Source organism: Streptomyces sp. NPDC050658, from assembly GCF_044457025.1.
In the GTDB taxonomy this organism is placed as follows: Bacteria; Actinomycetota; Actinomycetes; order Streptomycetales; family Streptomycetaceae; genus Streptomyces.
In genome coordinates this window covers 484,297-502,166 of record NZ_JBITGM010000002.1, presented here as the reverse complement: position 1 = coordinate 502,166, position 17,870 = coordinate 484,297, and the positions used below count along the sequence as shown (strand labels likewise).

At 69.0% G+C, this 17,870-nt stretch carries 12 protein-coding genes and 1 tRNA gene; 8 read left to right on the top strand and 5 right to left on the bottom strand.

The window, feature by feature from the left end; translation table 11 throughout:
• Positions 1 to 17: 17 nt before the first annotated feature.
• From ACIBKX_RS09140 to ACIBKX_RS09130, 3 genes are read left to right on the top strand one after another with little or no spacing between them, the layout of a single operon-like run.
• Positions 18 to 881: an ABC transporter ATP-binding protein gene (locus ACIBKX_RS09140; RefSeq protein ID WP_363271223.1), complete on the top strand. Its 864-nt coding sequence runs from the start codon at positions 18 to 20 to the stop codon at positions 879 to 881.
• 51 nt (positions 882 to 932) lie between these two features.
• The gene (locus tag ACIBKX_RS09135) at positions 933 to 1,496 is read left to right on the top strand and encodes an XRE family transcriptional regulator (protein WP_363271222.1); all 564 of its coding nucleotides are present in this window, start codon (positions 933 to 935) and stop codon (positions 1,494 to 1,496) included.
• A complete protein-coding gene (locus ACIBKX_RS09130; protein ID WP_363271221.1) occupies positions 1,493 to 2,026 on the top strand; it encodes a GNAT family N-acetyltransferase in 534 nt (177 codons plus the stop codon). Before ACIBKX_RS09135 ends, ACIBKX_RS09130 begins: the two co-directional genes overlap by 4 nt.
• Before the next feature lie 103 nt (positions 2,027 to 2,129).
• Here the strand turns inward: ACIBKX_RS09130 and ACIBKX_RS09125 are convergent, their stop codons facing one another.
• Both ACIBKX_RS09125 and ACIBKX_RS09120 read right to left on the bottom strand, forming a co-directional pair.
• Positions 2,130 to 3,074: a sugar phosphate isomerase/epimerase gene (locus ACIBKX_RS09125; protein ID WP_363271220.1), complete on the bottom strand. Its 945-nt coding sequence runs from the start codon at positions 3,072 to 3,074 to the stop codon at positions 2,130 to 2,132.
• A gap of 10 nt (positions 3,075 to 3,084) precedes the next feature.
• Entirely contained in the window at positions 3,085 to 6,669 is a 3,585-nt protein-coding gene (locus tag ACIBKX_RS09120) for a ThuA domain-containing protein (RefSeq protein WP_363271219.1), read from the bottom strand.
• A gap of 433 nt (positions 6,670 to 7,102) precedes the next feature.
• On the opposite strand from ACIBKX_RS09120, the gene ACIBKX_RS09115 reads away from it, so the two are divergent.
• Both ACIBKX_RS09115 and ACIBKX_RS09110 read left to right on the top strand, forming a co-directional pair.
• On the top strand, positions 7,103 to 8,014 hold the full coding sequence (locus tag ACIBKX_RS09115) for an alpha/beta hydrolase (RefSeq protein WP_363271452.1): 912 nt from the start codon (positions 7,103 to 7,105) through the stop codon (positions 8,012 to 8,014).
• A 72-nt stretch (positions 8,015 to 8,086) separates the two neighbouring features.
• A complete protein-coding gene (locus ACIBKX_RS09110) occupies positions 8,087 to 8,467 on the top strand; it encodes an MmcQ/YjbR family DNA-binding protein (RefSeq protein WP_363271218.1) in 381 nt (126 codons plus the stop codon).
• Positions 8,468 to 8,500: 33 nt separating this feature from the next.
• On the opposite strand, the gene ACIBKX_RS09105 is transcribed toward ACIBKX_RS09110, so the two are convergent.
• Positions 8,501 to 9,421, bottom strand: a complete 921-nt coding sequence (locus tag ACIBKX_RS09105) for a transketolase C-terminal domain-containing protein (protein WP_363271217.1) — start codon at positions 9,419 to 9,421, stop codon at positions 8,501 to 8,503.
• A 58-nt stretch (positions 9,422 to 9,479) separates the two neighbouring features.
• Positions 9,480 to 10,208 carry a transketolase gene (locus ACIBKX_RS09100; protein WP_363271216.1) on the bottom strand — a complete coding sequence of 243 codons (729 nt, stop codon included), beginning with the start codon at positions 10,206 to 10,208 and terminating at the stop codon, positions 9,480 to 9,482.
• Positions 10,209 to 10,338: 130 nt separating this feature from the next.
• Here ACIBKX_RS09100 and ACIBKX_RS09095 point away from each other — a divergent pair.
• From ACIBKX_RS09095 to ACIBKX_RS09085, 3 genes are all read left to right on the top strand, one after another.
• A tRNA-Pro gene (locus ACIBKX_RS09095) sits at positions 10,339 to 10,412 on the top strand.
• Between the two features lie 1,603 nt (positions 10,413 to 12,015).
• Positions 12,016 to 12,813 (top strand): VOC family protein, encoded by a 798-nt coding sequence (locus ACIBKX_RS09090; protein ID WP_363271215.1) that lies wholly within the window; start codon positions 12,016 to 12,018, stop codon positions 12,811 to 12,813.
• A gap of 549 nt (positions 12,814 to 13,362) precedes the next feature.
• Positions 13,363 to 14,922 (top strand): amidase, encoded by a 1,560-nt coding sequence (locus ACIBKX_RS09085; RefSeq protein ID WP_363271214.1) that lies wholly within the window; start codon positions 13,363 to 13,365, stop codon positions 14,920 to 14,922.
• 1,797 nt (positions 14,923 to 16,719) lie between these two features.
• On the opposite strand, the gene ACIBKX_RS09080 is transcribed toward ACIBKX_RS09085, so the two are convergent.
• A complete protein-coding gene (locus ACIBKX_RS09080; protein ID WP_399375710.1) occupies positions 16,720 to 17,703 on the bottom strand; it encodes an ArsR/SmtB family transcription factor in 984 nt (327 codons plus the stop codon).
• Positions 17,704 to 17,870: the final 167 nt, after the last annotated feature.

Genomic DNA, 17,870 nt, shown 5'->3' with positions numbered 1-17,870 from the left:
AGGAAGCGACTCTCGGAATGAGCGAGACGAGCGACGGGACACGCGCGGCGGGCGACGGGACACGCGCGGCGAGCGACGGGACACAAGCGGCGACGCGGGACGCGGGAGCGGCGTCCGCCGTACGCCTCGACGACGTCGCCGTCCGCTTCCGTACGAAGAAGAAGGACGTCACCGCGCTGCACGAGGTCTCCCTCGATGTCGCGGCGGGCGAGTTCGTGGCGATCGTCGGCCCTTCGGGCTGCGGAAAGTCCACCCTCCTCAAGCTCGTCGCCGGACTGCTCGGGCCCTCGTCGGGGGACGTGCTCCTCGGCGGTGAACGGGTGCGGGGCCCACGCCGGGACATCGGATACGTCTTCCAGCGTGCCGCCCTGCTCGACTGGCGCTCCGCGCGGCGCAACATCCTGCTCCAGGCGGAGATGCGCAGGATCCCCGCGGTACAGGCACGCGCGCGTGCCGACGATCTGATCCGGATGACGGGACTCGACGGCTTCGAGGACGCCTATCCGCACGAACTCTCCGGCGGCATGCAGCAGCGCGTCGCCCTCTGCCGCGCGCTCCTCCACGAGCCGCCCGTGCTGCTCATGGACGAGCCCTTCGGAGCGCTCGACGCGCTCACGCGCGAGCAGATGAACGTGGAGCTGAACCGGATCTGGCGCGAGACCGGCACCACGGTCCTCCTGGTCACCCACTCGATCGCCGAGGCCGTCTATCTCGCGGACCGCGTCGTCGTGATGAGCCCGCGCCCCGGCACTGTCACGGAGATCATCGACGTCGGTCTGCCGCCGGAGCGTTCATACGCGACGACGCTGGCGACGGCCGAGTTCAGCGAGGCCACGGGGCGGATCCGGGATCTCCTGGGGGCCGCGTCGGCGCACGAGTGAGGCCAGGATCATGGTTGCCGTCTGTTTCATATCCGGGATAGCGTGCCGAATATGGAACACGATGACGTCGACGAGCGGCTCGCCGCCCGCCTCGCCGAGCTGCGCGCCGAACGCGGCTGGTCGCTCGGCGACGTGGCGGACCGCAGCGGGGTGAGCCGCTCCACCCTGTCGCGGGCCGAGCGCGCGGAGATCAGCCCCACCGCCGCCCTCCTCAACCGACTGTGCGCCGTCTACGAACGCACCATGTCGCAGCTCCTGAGCGAGGTCGAGGCGGAGCCGGCACAGCTCGTCCGCGCCGCCGAGCAGGGCGTATGGAAGGACGGCGCCTCCGGCTTCGTACGCCGGTCGGTGTCGCCGCCACACGCGGGGCTGCGCGGCGAACTCGTCGAGGGCCGCCTCGAACCGGGCGCCGACGTCGTCTACGACCGCCCACCCGTGCCCGGCCTCGAACAGCACATCTGGGTGCTGGAAGGGTCCCTGGAGGTCACCGTCCAGGACGAGCCGCACCGCCTCGGGACCGGGGACTGCCTGCGCTTCCGGCTGTGGGGGCCGACACGGTTCCGCTGCCCGGAAGAACAGGCCGTGCGGTACGCGCTGGTGGTGGTCGCACGATGACGGCTCCGACCCGCTCCACCGTCGCGCGCCTCTCCGCCACCGAACTCCACGCCGCCGCCGACGAGTTGGCCGACCTCTTCGCCGACGTCGTGAACGGCGGCGCCTCCCTCGGCTTCCTCGCGCCGTTCGACCGCGAGGCCGCCGCCGACTGGTGGCGGAGCCTGGCCCCGGCGGTGGCGGAGAACCGCCTCGCCGTCTGGGCCGCACGCTCCCCGGAGGGAATCACGGGCACCATCAGCCTCGGCTTCACGGACAAGCCCAACGGCAGACACCGTGCCGAGATCCTCAAGCTGATGGTCCACCGCTCGGCACGCGGACAGGGCCTCGCCCGCACGCTCCTGGCCACCGCGGAGCGTGCCGCCACCGACGCGGACGTGACCCTCCTGATCCTCGACACCGAGACCGGCAGCCCCGCCGAATCCCTCTACCGCGCCGAGGGATGGACGGAGGCCGGAGTGATCCCGGACTTCGCGGCGGACCCGACCGGGGAACTGCACCCGACGACGCTCTTCTTCAAGAAGGTGGCGTGACGCGGCTCTTCTTTAAGAAGGCAGTGCTCAACAAAGTGGCCGCTGCCCGACGCGCCTGCGGCTGGGCCCCGACAACGAGAGCCCAGCCGCCCGCACGGCACCCTCAATACCGCAACGCCGCCAGATACGCGTAACTGTTGCGCGCCGTGGCGAACGGATCGGCCGGGCTGTCGTGCTCCACCAGCCACTGCCTGACGCCGCCCACATGCGCGGGACGGAACATCGCCGCGAAGTCCAGCGTCCCGGAGCCGACATCAGCGAAACCGCCGTCCGGCGCCATGTCCTTCACATGGAGCGCGGGAAAACGACGCGGATGACGTACGAAGTACGTCGCCGGATCAGCACCGCCCTTCGCCGCCCAGTACACGTCCAGCTCGAAGCCGACCAGCTCCGGGTCGGTCTCCGTGACGAGGATGTCGTACAGGCTCGTCCCGTCCACGACCGCATGGTCCGTGCCGTGGTTGTGGAACAGCAGCCGCCCGAGCCCCGCGTCGCGCGACGCCTGCCCGATCCGGTTGAACTCCCTTGCCGCCTCCCGGAATCCGGCCGGCGTGTGCAGCGCGCCGGGCAGGCTCGGCACCACCGGCCACTTCGCGCCCAGCGTGTGCAGATCCGCGAGGGCCTGAGACAGCCCGCCGCCCCTGAGCGTGTCGTACGAGACATGCTCCAGGACCGCCCGCAGCTCCACCGCGTCGAGCATCCGCCGGATGTCCGCCGCACCGTGCCCGTGCCGGCCGCTCACGCCGACCGTCGCGTACCCGATCTCGGCGAGCCGCTCCAGGGTGCCCGCGAAGTCCTTCGCGAGGACATCGCGCATCGTGTACAGGTGCATGCCGATGCCGCCGCGCGGGATGCGCCGCCGGCGCCCGGAGGCGTCGTCCGCGCGCGCGGGCAGGGCGGTGGCGGCGGCTGCCGCGAGCCCCAGTGACGCACCCAGAAAGGCCCGCCTGGTTCCGTACGGACCACGCTTCAAACCACTGCTCTTCAGACCGCCACTCTTCAGACCGCCACTCTTCAGACCGCCACTCTTCAGGCCACTGCTCTTCATGGCTGACCCCTCACTTCGCCGTGATCCGGACCGCGCCGGTCGTCGTGTCGCCCTTGTCGTCGGTGACCGTCAGATGCGCCGTGTACGACCCCGCGCGCGCGTACGCGTGCTCGGCGCTGCCGCTCTCCGTACCGCTGGGCCTGGAGTTGTCGCCGAAGTCCCAGTGGTACGAGGCCGCCGTGCGGCCCTCGGAGAGCTTCACCGTGCTCGTGAGCTTCACCGTGAGCGGCGCCGTGCCGCTGTCCGGGTCCGCCTTGACCGTCACCTTCGCGCCGGTGTTCTTCTCGACTCCGGGGCCGTTGAAGTGCAGCCAGTCGAGCGTCAGGAGATCGGCCTTCTCGGGCGACCACTCCGGGTTGGTGAAGACGGCGTACAGCTTCGTCGTCCCGTCGTGGTCGGCCAGTTCGGCGGTCGGCGAGACGAAGTTGCCCCAGCCGCCCGTGTTCGGCACGCTCACCTTGCCGAGCAGCTCACCCGTGGGCGACCCCGCGCGGAACTCGATGTCGCCGCCGAGCCCGCCCGAAGCCGCGCCCACCGTCACGGAGTCGACACCCTTGAGGTGCACCGGGTCGAACGAGACCCAGTCGCCGTCCTCGATCTCGATGAGCCGCTTGCCGCCGGACGCGTCCGCGCGGTCACCGATGACGGCACCCTCATGCGCGCCGCCGGTCGCGGTGCGGTGCTCGGCCTCACGGAAGGAGGTCCGCAGCGTCAGGGAGGCGGAACCGGTCAGGGCGGGGACACCGTCGGCGCCCTTGTCCTCGTACTGGGCGGTGATCCCGTAGTACAGGTTCTGGCCGGGACCGTGGCTGTCACCGGCGTCCGTCACGATCTCGCCCGTGCAGCCGGTGTAGTTGTCCAGCGGATGCAGATGCGTGTCGTGCCCGAGCTGCGACTGGACGACGACCCGTTTGCAGTCGATCGGCCCGTCCTCCTTGTCGGTCACCTTCACCGTGAACGGAATCGTGTCCCCGAAGCTGAACGTCCCGCCGTTCGGCGGCTGTTGGACCGTCACCTCCGGCCGGGTGTTCCCGACGGTGATCTCCTGCACCGCGAGACCGCTCAGCTCGCCCGGCCCGGTCACCTTGAGCCGCGCGCTGAACTGCCCCTTCTCGGTGTACGTGTGCGTCGGGTTCGCCTCGGTCGAGTCGGTCGTGCCGTCACCGTCGAAGTCCCACGCGTACGTCACGGGCTTGCCGTCCGGCAGCCCCGACCCCTTGCTGGAGAACTGGACTTCGAGCGGCGTCTTCCCGTTGTCCGGAGTGGCCGTGACGCGGGCGTCCGGCAGCCGCTTGTCGGCCACGTAGTCGATGCGGTAGATGCCCGCACCCTCATTGCTGCCGCCCCGGCCCGTACCGCTGCCGAGCCCGAAGTCGATGACGTACATCGCACCGTCCGGACCGAAGTCGGCATCGAAGGGCTGGTTCCATTTCATGTCCGGGAAAATGGAGTTGATCGACTGGAGATCACCGGACTTGGCCGGCTGGAAGCGCGGATCGGTGAACGTCTGGTCCTTCTCCTGCATCGAGAAGACCTTGAACCACTGCCGCGTCAGCTCGTAGTTGAACCACTTTCCCTCGAAGTACTCGGGGAACTTGGTCTTGTACGTGTTCGCCGCGTCGAAGTCGTAGACGGGACCGCTCATCGGACCACCGCCCCCCGTACCGAGTTCCGGGAACTCCTTGGAGGCGGAGTACGCGTACCAGACCTTCGCGGGCTGCGCGGGCGGCAGGTCCCTGAGGCCCGTATTGTTCGGCGAGTCGTTGACGAGCTTTCCACAGTCGAACTTCGCACCCGACGTCTTCGTCGCGAAGTCGTAGTCATTGAACGGGGTGTTGTCGCCGATGCAGTAAGGCCAGCCGTAATTGCCTGCCTGGGTGATGCGGTTGTACTCGACGGTGCCCTCGGGGCCGCGGTTCGCGACGGCGGCCTTCGCGTCGGGACCGTAGTCCGCCATCAACAGGGCGCCGCTCAGCGGATCGGTGGTGATGCGGAAGGGATTGCGCAGCCCCATCACATAGATCTCGGAACGCGTCTTGTCCGTTCCGGGCGCGAAGAGATTGCCTTCCGGCACGGAATACGTCCCGTCGTCCTTCGGCGTGATCCGCAGGACCTTTCCACGCAGGTCGTTCGTATTGCCCGAAGTGCCCTGAGCATCCCAGGCCCGGCGGCCCTCACGCTCGTCGATGGGAGAGAACCCGTCCGAGGCGAACGGGTCGGTGTTGTCACCCGTGGCGACGTACAGATCGCCCTTCTTGTCGAAGGCGATGGAGCCCGCCATATGCGAGTTCGCCCGGCCCTCGCCGCGCCACGTGGGAATGGTCAACAGGCGCTTCTCGGTGGCGGGATCGACCTTGCCGCCCGATTCGGTGAACCGGGACAGATTGATGCGTTTCTCGGTCTTGTCGGAGTTCAGGAGATAGAGCCAGTGGTTGTCCTTGAACTTCGGGTCGAGCGCGAGACCGAGCAGCCCGTCCGACTGGCTCGTCATCTCCGGGGTGTAGTCGAAGTCGAGCGCCGTGGAGACCTTCAGCGTCTCCTGGTCGATGATCTTGACCTTGCCGGTGCGCTGGATGAAGAACACCCGGCGGTCGGGGGCGACGGCCAGCTCGAAGGGATCCGCCAGATCGTTCGTGGCGAGCGGGGTGCGCTGGAAGGCACCGGTCTTGGTGGCGGTGCAGTCACCCGGCTTGGTGCCCGCGGCCCACTCGATGCCGCCGAGGAGATGCCTGAGGAAACCCTCTTCCTGGAACGCCGACTTGGCGTGGCCGCCGGCCGTGTACCAGGAACGGCCCCCGTCATAGTTCTGGCACCAGGACCACGGCTGGTCGACGCCCTCGTCGAGCCCGCTGACACCGTCGCGCACCTTCACCTGGGCGAGCGTGTGCACCTTCCCCGTGGGATTGGTGCGCCAGTTGTACCACTCCTCCGTACGCTCCCAGAGCTCGGGAAGACCCTTGGTGGAAGGGTGCGCGTGATCCAGGACCTTGATCCGGCCGGTCTGCACCTCAGGGTGCTTGTCGAAGATCGCGCCGACCAGACCCTCGTACCAACTCCAGTCGCGCTCACTGGCCGACGCCGCGTGCAGACCGACCCAGCCGCCGCCTGCGCGCACGTACTTCTGGAAGGCGGCGCGCTGCTCGGCGTCGAGCAGATCGCCCTTCTCGGGCGTGGAGTTGGTGTTGTTGAAGACGATCGCCTGGAAGCGGGCGAGATTGGCGTCGGTGAAGGCGGCGGCGTCGTCGGTGGCCTCGACCTCGAAGCCGTGCTCGCTGCCGAGCTTCTTGATCGCTTCGATGCCCGCGGGGATCGAGTCATGGGCGAAGTTCGTGACCTTGGAGAAGACGAGGACACGGAATGGGGCGGCCACGGGCGCCGGCTCCACCTGCGCCGCCGCGCGGGGCGGGGCGGTGAGGCAGAGACCGATGACGAGGGCGAGGAGGGCGGTGACGGCGAGGAGAGGTCTGGACGCGAGCAGGGGTCCGAGTGCGGCGGGACGCGTGCCCGCTCTGGTTCTGGTTCCCCTTCTGGTTCTCGTTCTCGGCACGGTGGGACTCGTGGAACTCGTGGAACTCGTGGAACTCGTGGGACTCATGGCGCTCCCTGGGCTGGGCGGGTGGACGGCTGCCGGTAGCCGGGTGTGCGGTGAGTGCGAGTTGCGGTGCGCGGAGTGTGACGTAGGCGTACGTGCTAGAAAGCGCTTTCTCGTGCGCGTTGCTCAGCGTAGGAGCCGCTCTGACGGAGGGTCAATGGGTCGGCGGGGACTGGCGTGGGACGTGTGAGGCTCTGAGGGTGGGGGGAGGGTGGGACTACTGGGGAGTCGTGAGCCGTGAGCCGTGCGACCGCGCTGTGACGGCTGACAGATGACAGATGACAGATGACAGATTTCAGACGACAGATTTCAGATGACGTCGGAAGTGACGTCGCGTGCCGCAACCGAAGCCGTCCACGGGAGCCAGCCCATGCCTGACAACGTCGAAGCGCCCGCCCCCGCCACGTACACCCCCGCCACGTACACCTCCGGAGTCATGAACGCGGCCGACGGCGTGCCCGTCGCCACCTACACCTGGCTGCCGGACGGCGGCAGGCCGCGCGCCTTCGTGCAGATCGCGCACGGCGCGGGCGAACACGCCCTGCGCTACGACCGGTTCGCCCGCCACCTGACGGCGCACGGCTACGGAGTCATCGCCTCCGACCACCGCGGCCACGGCGCCACCGCCCAGGCGACCGGCGGCTACGGAGTGACCGGACCGTCCTCCGAGGACAGTTGGCGCGCCATCGTGGACGACCTCCGGGCGATCGGCGACCAGGTGCGCGCGCTGTATCCGGCGACCCCGTTCTTCCTGCTCGGCCACAGCCTCGGCTCGCATCTGGCCAGGGACTACGCACAGGAGTACGCCGACGGCCTCGCGGGCCTGATCCTCTCCGGGACCTTCCGCTCGCTGCCCGGAGTCGAGACCGAGGAGTCGATCATCCGCCTGGAGCGCGAGATCGCCGACACCGGCCGTACGGCCCTCTCCGCCTACCTCCCCGAGCTGTTCGCGTCCTTCAACGACCCGTATCCGCACCGCACCGGCTTCGAGTGGCTCTCGCGCGACGAGGCGGAGGTCGACGTGTATGTCGCGGACGAGCGCTGCGGCTTCCCGTTCGCCGCCGGGCTCTGCCTGGACTGGGTGCGTGCCGTGCGCAAGATCAACGATCCGCGGAACCTGGCCAGGATCCCGGCGGACCTGCCGGTCCACATCGCGGTCGGCACCGCCGACCCCTGCAACCAGGGCATGACGCTGGTCCATGAACTCCTCGAGGATTTCCGGTACGTGGGCGTGCGCGACCTCACTTGGAAGGGGTACGAGGAGGCGCGCCACGAGATTCTCAACGAGACGAACCGGGATGAGGTTCAGGAGGATCTGCGGGCCTGGCTCGACAAGCGGGTGCCGTGAAGCGCGGGCGGTGGCTGAGCTGCCCGGGCGTTCGGCGGGCTGTTGTCAGTGGCGTTGGTTACGGTTCTTGGCATGTCTCGAGCTCATGCGAAAGCCCATGTCACAGGCGACGACGTACGCCGGATCGCGCTGGCCCTGCCGGATACGACGGAGAAGATCGCCTGGAGCATGCCCACCTTCAGGGTGGCGGGAAAGATGTTCGCCACGCTGCCGGAGGACGAGACGTCCATCGCCGTGCGGTGCCCGAAGGAGGAGCGTGACGAACTGGTCCTCGCCGAGCCCGAGAAGTTCTGGATCGCGGACCACGAGGCGATGTTCGCGTGGGTGCGGGCCCGCCTGTCGGCGCTGGACGCGGCGGAGCTGAAGGACATCCTGGCGGACTCCTGGCGCCAGGCGGCACCCACGCGACTCCTGGACGCCTACCCGGAGTTGGGGGTGCCGCCGACGGAGTAGACGACGCGGATGGGGGCGGAGGGCTGGGGGGTGCTAGCTCGCAGGCACGAGCGCCCGCGCCCCCAAGAACTTGCTGATCCGCTCACGCAGCGAGCGCGCGTCGAGGCCGTGCGCGGCCATGTGCTCGTCGATCTGCCCGTAGCGGCGCAGCTCGGCCCGTCCGACACCGAGGCCGAGCACCCGGTGCGGGATGTCGGCGAGTACGTCGTTCGCGGCGGCGGTGGAGGTCCCGGCCAGGTACGGCTCGACGATCACTACATCGGCGGTGGCCGCCGCGACGGCCTCCCGGAGCACGTCGGCGTCGAAGGGCCGCACTGTGGTCGCGTACAGAACGGTGAGATCGAGCCCGTCGGTCGCGGCGAGTACATGGTCGAGCATGGGCCCGACGGCGACGACGACCCCGCCACGTCCTTCCCGCACCTGCCGGAATCGGACACCGTCGACATCGAGGCCGCGCGCGTTGGACTGCACGGAGAGCCGGACGTACACCTTGTCGTCCCCGGCGGCGACGGCGTGCCGCAGCAGCGTCTCCGCCTCGTCCGGGTGCCCCGGCACATGCACGGTCCAGCCGTCCAGGGTGTCGAGCAGTGCGATATCGCCCGGCGACATGTGCGTGAAGCCACCGGCGGGCCAGTCGAACGAGGCGGCGGCGCTGACCAGCACTCCGCCCACTCCCTGATGCCCGAAGTCCAGCTTGAGCTGCTCGAAGGGCCGCTCCACCAGGAAGCTGGCGAAGGTGTGCACCACCGGACGCATCCCGGCGAGAGCGAGCCCGGCGCCGGCCCCGACGAGCAGCTGCTCCCGGATGCCGACGTTGATCACCCGGTCGGGGTGCTTGCGCTGGGTGTCCTTGAACCCGTCCGCCCCGATCTCGGCGAGGACGACGGCGACACGGGGGTCTTCGTCGAGCAGCCGGGAGACGACGGGGGCGAATCGATCACGCATGGTGTCCATGGGGGAGGTACCTCCGAGAGAAAGCGGGCGGTGCGGGAACGGGCGAGGGGGAGTGGGGTCAGGCGACCTTGGGCTCGCTCACCTGGCCCTTCGGCTCGACCCGGGCCACGACCACGCGCGGCCGGCCCGGATGCGGGGCGGTGAAGGCGGCGTACAGTGCATCGTGATCACGCCCGTCGACGGTTGCGGCGGACCATCCGGCGGCCTCGAAGCGGGCGGCGATGCCGCCGGGCCTGGCGTGCCGGGCGGAGGCGTTGTCGATCACGACGGTGTGCAGCTGCTCGAGCCCGGAGGGCCCGGCGAAGGCGATGGCCTCGTGATTGCTGCCCTCGTCGAGCTCCGCGTCCCCCACGAGCACCCACACCTGTGGGTCGGTGATCCCCTGGGCGCCGAGCCCCAGCGCCGTCCCGACGGCGAGCGGCAGCCCGTGCCCGAGCGACCCGCTCCCGATCTCGACCCCCGGCACGAGCAGCCGGTCGGGGTGGTGCCCCAGCGGGGAGTCATAGCCCCCGAACCCCTCCAGCCAGTCGACGGGCACGAAGCCCTTGGTGGCGAGGACGGCGTAGTAGGCCATGGGCCCGTGCCCCTTGGAGAGCAGGAACCGGTCGCGCTGCGGGTCGTCCACGCGTTCGGGTGTGACCCTGAGCACGCGGTCGTAGAGCACCCAGAGGACATCGAGGGTGGAGGTGGCGGCGGGCCCGTGCTTCTCGTCCCCGGTCATCAGCCCCATGAGCCCCGCCAGATCCGCGTATCCACGGCTGTACGCACGTTCCGTTGTCGTCGTCATGCCACCGAGCGTGCAACCTCAAGCCCGCTTGAGGTCAACAGCCCGGGAAAGGCGTGAGCGATCACCGGCTGGAGTGCGGTATTGTTTCGGTGCGCGCTCGGCCGGGGGAAACCCCAGGTCAAACGGGCAACGGGACGTGGCGCAGCTTGGTAGCGCACTTGACTGGGGGTCAAGGGGTCGCAGGTTCAAATCCTGTCGTCCCGACTGTTCGAACTTTCGAACGTCGCAGGTGAAGGGCCGTTTTCGAACGGCCCTTTTTCTGTTTTCCGGTCGCTCCCAGGTGGGAGCGGGGAGCGGGAGCACGCTCCCACGTGTCCCCTTACCTGTTTGCTCCCACTCGGGCCGCTGCGCACATGTTCGGTTTCTTGCGCGCGCGTTCACATCGGTGTCCGTTTTGTTACCTGCGGCTCCCCGTCAATCGGGTGGCTTCAGGGGTATGTGCTTGCGCTCTTGCCGCTGGTCGGGCGTGCTCCCACTGGGGGTGGGGTCGGGAGCGGTGGCCCCGTATCCGGCGGCCGGGGTATGGGGCCGTGCGAATCTTTGACCCCATGTCCGATTCCGGTTGGGTGGTATGCCGGTTTTCATCGGTGGTGGTTGTTGGATGTTCGGCGAGAGCGCGGGGAGAGGGCAGATCCTCGATGACCGGACGTGCCTTCGGCCCCATGTCGTGCTCTTCGAGCCGGCTCAGGGCACTGTCGACGGCGCGGGATCGTCGGTCCTCGTCGAGGGCCGGGTGGCGCAGGACACCGGAGAGTACGGAACGGGACTTCATCGAACGGTCGGTGCTCAGACGGTCCAGGGCGATGTCGATGCCGGTGCCCGGTCGAGCCTGTGCAGTGCGATGGCGTCGACGTGGAGGTGTCGGTGGCAAGCACGCCGCTCGCCTGGGCTTTAGAAGCAGCTCGTCGACGACGGGTTCCTGACCTTGCTGGTTCGCCGGGCTCCTACCTCGCCTTCTCCCGGCAGTTGGGGCGGGGCTCGCCTTCGGGCCACACCGGTTTCTTGAACGCGATGCCCTTGGTCTGCGGGTCCAGTTGGGCGATGACGATCGCATGACCAGTACGCCCAGCACCCCTGCAGCCTGCCAGCCCACACCGATCGAGGGTGAGGTTGCCCTAGGCGTGGACACGCATCGGGATGTGCATGTCGCCGCCGCGCTCTCCTCGCCGGGGGGATAGCCACCGCGGCCCACCCGACCACTGCGGCTGGCTACTGCCAATCGCTTGACGGGACCTGTCGGGTTTGGCCGAGCCGCGGTGGAGGGACCGGCACCTTCGGTGCGGATTTCGTTCGGGCACGCGCTGCTGCGTCTGGCGTCCGTAGGTTCGTTCCGGAGGGGCTGTTGTGCTGGCGCTTGTGATCCCGGCTGTCATCGGGTCTCCCAGGGGCAGCGCAGGGAGGGCGGGTAGCCCAGTCAGCGGCTATCAGGACACTGCCCGGCTTCCGTGGCACGGGCGCCGGGGCTACGTGGATGCCACATCGGACTTGACGCCGCCGGGCGGCCGGTCACGCCACAGGGCAGCCTCCAACGTGGCCAGTTGCTGACGGTGAACTCGTCCTCGGTGTCGACACGCACCGGGACGTCCATGCGGCTCCCGTGCTCTCCGCGCTGAGGGCGGTCTTGGGCACCCGGTCCCTTCCCGTCACGGCGGTGGGTTATCGCGAACTCTGGGAGACGCTGGTCGGCCACGCAGCCCCTGGCCCTCGTCGGTACGTCCACCACAGGTGCATGACCGGGCGATCGACGCGCGACTGTCAGTGCCGAGTGCCAGGCTGGTGCCACACAGGATCTGCGAAGGGAATCGCCGTGATCACTACTGACCTCGCTCCCGGCTCCCCCTGTTGGCTCGACCTCGGTGCCCCGGACGTCCGGGCCGCCGCGGCCTTCTACGGCGCGGTGCTCGGCTGGGAGTACGAGTCCATGGGCGAGACGGACGACATGGACGGCGGGATGTTCAAGAAGGACGGCAAGACCGTCGCCGGGCTCGGCAAGCTCACCGAGGAGGGAGCGCGCTCGGCTTGGATGATCTATTACACCGTCACCGACGCGGACGCCACGACGCTGGCCGTGGAGCGCGCGGGCGGCACGGTGCGGGTGGCGCCGCGGGACCTCGACGACTGGGGTCGGATGGCGCAGTACAGCGACCCGCTGGGGAGCCAGTTCGCCGTCTGGCAGCCGGGGAAGAACTCGGGCTTCGAGCTGGCGGACGAGCCGGGCTCGCTGACCTGGACCGAGCTGTACACGAGCGACGCCGCGGCCTCCCAGGAGTTCTACGGCGGAGTGTTCGGCTGGCAGTTCAGCGACATGGAGCTGCCGGGCGGCGGTGGCACGTACACCCTCATCACCCCCGCCGGGCTACCCGCTGAGCGCATGCAGGGCGGCCTCATGCAGCTCCGTACAGAGGATCTTGCGCTGGTGAACGGGCGGCCCTACTGGCACCCGGTCTTCGCCGTCGCCGACTGTGACGCGGCGGTCGCGAAGGTTACCGAGAACGGAGGCAGCGTGCAGATGGGGCCGGAGGACGCAGAGGGCGTCGGCCGCTTGGCCGTCTGTCTCGACCCGTCGAACGCGGACTTCGTGGTGCTCACCCCGGCCCAGAGCTGAGCCGACTGTCCGCCGAGCGGCGGCTGGGGCATCAACCGGTCCAGGTCCAGTTGGCGACCTCCGGGAGGCCGGTGCCGTGGGCGCGGATGCAGACGTGGTGGCGGGGGGCGATCACCCCGGACGTCCTCGCCGGGCAGAGGTACCACCGGCACCCGGCATCCCACCGGTGTCCAGTCGGCAGAGCGTAGAGAGGGCGCAGGACCGGCGCGATGTCGCTGCGTTCGGGGCGGCACGCAGACGGCACGCAGACTGGCCACCGACGCGATGGTCATCAGTGGCAGGTCACCCACGTCAGCGTGGGATTGGCCGGCGGGTTGGCGGCTGGGATCGGGGACCTGAAGTCGGTACGTGGGCCCTGAAATCCGCACCCTGTCCAACAAGGTGCCGCTCGCCGCATGGGGATTGACCGGGGCGATTCTCGGCGCCCTGGGCACGGTTGTCGCTCTGGGGCGGAGGTGTCACCTGAGTGGCCCAACCCGGCGGGTGCCGCGATCTGTGGAAGCCCCGCACCCTTGCGCCGGACGCGGCTCGTGTAGTCCGCTGACCCGCATGAGGAAGAAGAGCATGGCCGCACTGACCGCCGCCCTCGTCGTGGGGTCGCTTCTGACGGGCGTACCGAACACCGGTGCACAAGCTGTCGAGGGCCGCGGCGTCGATCTGGACCTGGACACCGTGACGATTCCGGAGTTACAGGCACGCATGGCGGACGGTTCGCTGACCTCGGCGGCGCTTACCCGGGCCTACCTGCGGCGGATCGCGGACGTCGATCGCAAGATTCACTCGGTGCTGCGCACCAGCCCGACAGCGCTGCGCCAGGCGGCCGCCAGCGACGCCAGGCACCGGCGCGGCAAGACCCTGGGGCCGCTGGACGGTATCCCCGTGCTGGTCAAGGACAACGTGAACACCCGTGACATGCCGACGACCGCCGGATCGCTCGCGCTCGCCGGGAGCCCGCCCGGCACCGATGCCACGCTGGTGACCCGGCTGCGGAAGGCGGGAGCGGTGATCCTCGGCAAGACCAATCTGTCCGAGTGGGCCAACTTCCGCTCCGCCAAGCCGACTTCGGGGTGGTCGGCGGTGGGCGGGCAGACCAATAATCCATACGTCCTCGACCGGAACCCGTGCGGATCGTCGTCCGGCTCCGCCGCCGCGCTCGCCGCGTCGTTGTCACAGGTCGCCATCGGCACCGAGACGGACGGCTCCATCGTGTGCCCGGCAGGGATGAACGGCGTCGTCGGCCACAAGCCCAGCCTCGGCCTGGTCAGCCAGTCGGGCGTCGTCCCGATCTCAGCCGAGCAGGACACGGCCGGGCCCATGGCGCGCAATGTGGTCGACGCCGAGCTCACGCTGTCCGTGCTGAGTGAGGGCAAGGGCTCGTACGGTGACGCCGCCCGAACCAGCCTTGCCCGCACCAGCCTTCGCGGCAAGCGGATCGGGCTGTGGCGCCTGCCCTCGCTCGGAGACGACGTGGACGCCGTGATGACCCGTACGGCGAAGAAGCTGCGCAAGGCCGGAGCAGTCGTCGTCGAGGTGACGCCCCCCTACCAGGCGCGGCTCGCCGAACTCGAATTCCCCGCGCTGCTCAGCGAGTTCCACCGGGACATCGACGCCTACCTCGGTACGCGCAAGGGCCCCCAGAGCCTCGCCGAGCTGATCGAGTTCAACCGTGCCCACCCCGAGGAACAGACCTGTTTCGCCGGTCAGGAGCTGTTCGAGCAGGCACTCGCCGCGCCGCCCACCACCGACCCCAAGTACCGTGCCATGCGCGCCGAGTTGAAGGACCTCTCCCGGCGCTCCCTCGACGAGACCATGGCCACCCATCGCCTGGACGCCATCGCGGCGCCCACGAACCCGCCCGCCTGGACGACCGACTGCGCGCGCGGCGACAACGACGTCATCCCTTCGTCCACGCCGGCGGCCGTCGCCGGATATCCGTCTCTCTCGGTGCCCGCCGGGTCTGTGGGCGAACTGCCGGTCGGCCTGCTCCTGATGGCCGGTGACCACCAGGACGCCGAGCTCCTGTCTCTGGGGGCCGCGGTGGAGCAGCGGCTGAAGGCTTGGCGCGCGCCGCGCTATCTGCCGACAGCCGGGGCCGACGCGTCACGGTGAACGGCGCGGCCGAGGTCATCGGCCGCGCGTAACAGGCCGCGCGCAACAGTGCGCCTGCCGAAAACCCCATCCTTGCAGCTCAGGCTGCGTGTCGGTATTCGTGCAGGATTCTGCCGAGGCGGACTCTTCGGCGTACGTCAAGGTGGCGATCTGTGCGCGGGTGAGCGGTTCGGGGACGGCGCAGCGGGGCTGCCTGATCAGTCGTTTGGTGGGGACGATGGAGGTTGTAGTGCAGCTCGAACCGGCGCAGCGCGAAGTGCGTATGACGTTCCGCCCAATAGGGGTGCGGATAGGAGTTCCTGGCGGAGGTCTGGACCCAGCGCCCCAAGATGGCGTTCATGCGCGGGATGCGGATGCCGGTGAGGACGACATGGATGCCGAGCTCGCTCGGCATCTCGTCGAAGGGGGCGGGGTACTTCGTGTCCCGGTCTCGGATCAGGTACGTGACAGTGGTTTTGGTGTCCGTTAGGCCCATGGCCAGGTCGCGGGCGGCTTGGGTGACCCAGGTCGCGGTGGGGTGTGCGGTGGTGCCGAGGATTCGGGTGCGGCGGGTGGCGTGTTCGATGACGGTGAGGATGTATTGGCGGCGCCGCCCTGCGATTGCTGTCGATGTCGACCGCGACTAGGACGCGGAGATCCTCGCCCTGCGCCACCAGCTCACCGTCTTTGAGCGCCAACTCAATGCGGAGCGGATCAAGTTCTTCCCGGTGGACCGCGCGCTGCCAGCCGCTCTGCTGGCACCCCCGCCCCGCCAGGTTCTGTGCCGACTCCGGGCCGACCACCCACAGTCCGCTCGATCCGCGTGCTGATCCTGCGTCTGTTCCGCGAGAACGCCCATGGGGCTACCGCAGAGTGGAACAGGTTGGTGACGGTCAGGTAGGCGAGACGGTGCAGCACGTGTGCCCATCCTGCCGCACCGTCGAAGAGGCTACTGAGTGCATGGACGACATTTTCGGCAGGCGCAGTGTCGGCCACGGCCGCTCGGAGATCCGCCGGATCAAGGTCGCCACCGTGAACAACCTCTTCTTCCCCGGCGCCCGTCAGGCCGTCCAGATCAAACGCCGCCGCACCGACCCGCAAGACCGGAAAAGCCACGATCACGACCGTTTACGCAGTCGCCAGCCTGACCGCCGGGCAGACCACCCCGGCCCAGCTCGCCCGACTCGTCCGCGACCACTGGCAGATCGAGGCCCTACACCATGTCCGCGACATCACCTTCGCCGAGGATGCCTCACAGATGCGGACCGGCAGCGCGTCCCGCGTGATGGCCATCTGTCGCAAGCTCGCCATCGGAGTCCTCTGAACGTCCGGAGCGAAGAATGTCGCGGCCGCCCTCCGCCACAATGCCCGCGACCCCCGTCGCTCCCTCGCGCTCCTCGGCCTGGGATGAGCACAAACCCCGCGACACACAACTACGCCGAAGCCCTGGGCCCGAGCCCTTCTTCATCTCTCGCCGCCACAAGGCCATCTCCAGGGCATCGAGCCGGAGATCGGTGCGCATGTGTGTGGCGAGCTGCCGTCCGACGACTATCCGGGAGCACACGTCCAGGACGAATGCGACGTAGGCCTAGGGCCTGTCCGGCGGATCTTGCCCGGGACGCGCTGGCCTGGCACGCACGTCTGCGGCGTTGTCGTCAGTCACCATCGCTGTCGTCCATCACCATCGCTCCGCGATGCCTCGATCCGCCGCCTTGCAGCTGCACGCACCAGACCACCGCTCACCGGCACAGACAAGACACCGCCCACAAGAGCCGGCCAGATCCGCCGGACAGACCCCAGGCCGACCAGGTGCGGATGTTAGCCGCGGGCTTCTTCCAGCAGACCCGCCGCATGTGCGGTCCGCTGGTACAACACGTAGCGCCCGTCTCTGACCTTGGTGACGAGGCGTGCGCGGTGCAGTGCGCTGAGGTGGTAGGAGACGGTGCCTGGGGTGCATCCGGTCCGGGCGGCGAGTTCCGCGGTGGACCGGGCGGTTTCGAGGTCCGCCAGCAAGGCCGCTCGGGTGCTGCCGACCACTTGCGCGATCCCTCCGGACCTGCGATCCGTGCCGGCTCCGATCCGCTGGGCGGGGTAGTAGAGGACGAACTGCCCGGGGGTGTCGACCTGGATGATGACGTCGGGCCAGTTGAGCACGCCGGGGGCGAGGACCAGGTCCCGGCCGGTGACATCGATTTCGCCGTCCCACGACTTGGCGAGGGTGACCGCGTCGCCTGCCCAGTCCATGTCGGGGTGAAGTGCTCCGAGCGCCCGGCCGACGCCATGGGCGGCGATGTCCGTCGCGCGGTGGGCGATGTCCTGGTTGATGATCGAGCGCAGTTCGGGCCAGCCCTCGGAAAGGGCATCCCGCCAGAACCGGGCGAGACCGTTGGCGAGATGTCGCTGCATCCGCCCCGACTCCGCCATCCGGCGGGTCGTGGCCAGCAGCGGCCTGTTCCAGTGGGTCCGGGTGTAGGTGAAGACCTGGGTTTCGAGGACGTCCTGCGCTGCGGCCTCAATCTGCGCGATCTGCTCGTCGAGCAGGTCACGACGCTGCCCGTCCGTCCCTGGCTGAGGGGTGAGCAGGTCAGGTGTGTAGGTGTCGCCGTTTAGCGGCAACAGGTCCGCGAGCAGGGCAACGTCCGGATGGGCAAGAGACGCGCGGGCGAGTGGTCCGGGATCTCCGAACACCGGATGCCGTCTCGACGCGGCGGTGAGTTTCAGCCATGCCATGGACTCCGACGCAGGGGAAGGGGCCAACCGCGTCCTGGACACTGTGTCGGCGTCTAAACGCAGAGTGAGCACCGCCCCGACGGTAGCAGTCGTCGCGATGGATTTGAACTGGCTCGAATGCTTTCCGGCGCGAGGCCCAGGTCTGGTTGAGTCGTATTGCCGAACAACGGCAGCAACGGTTCACTGCCCGATCTGAGGTGACCCCCTCCGCGCGACGGTCAGGTTGTGCACCTGTTACC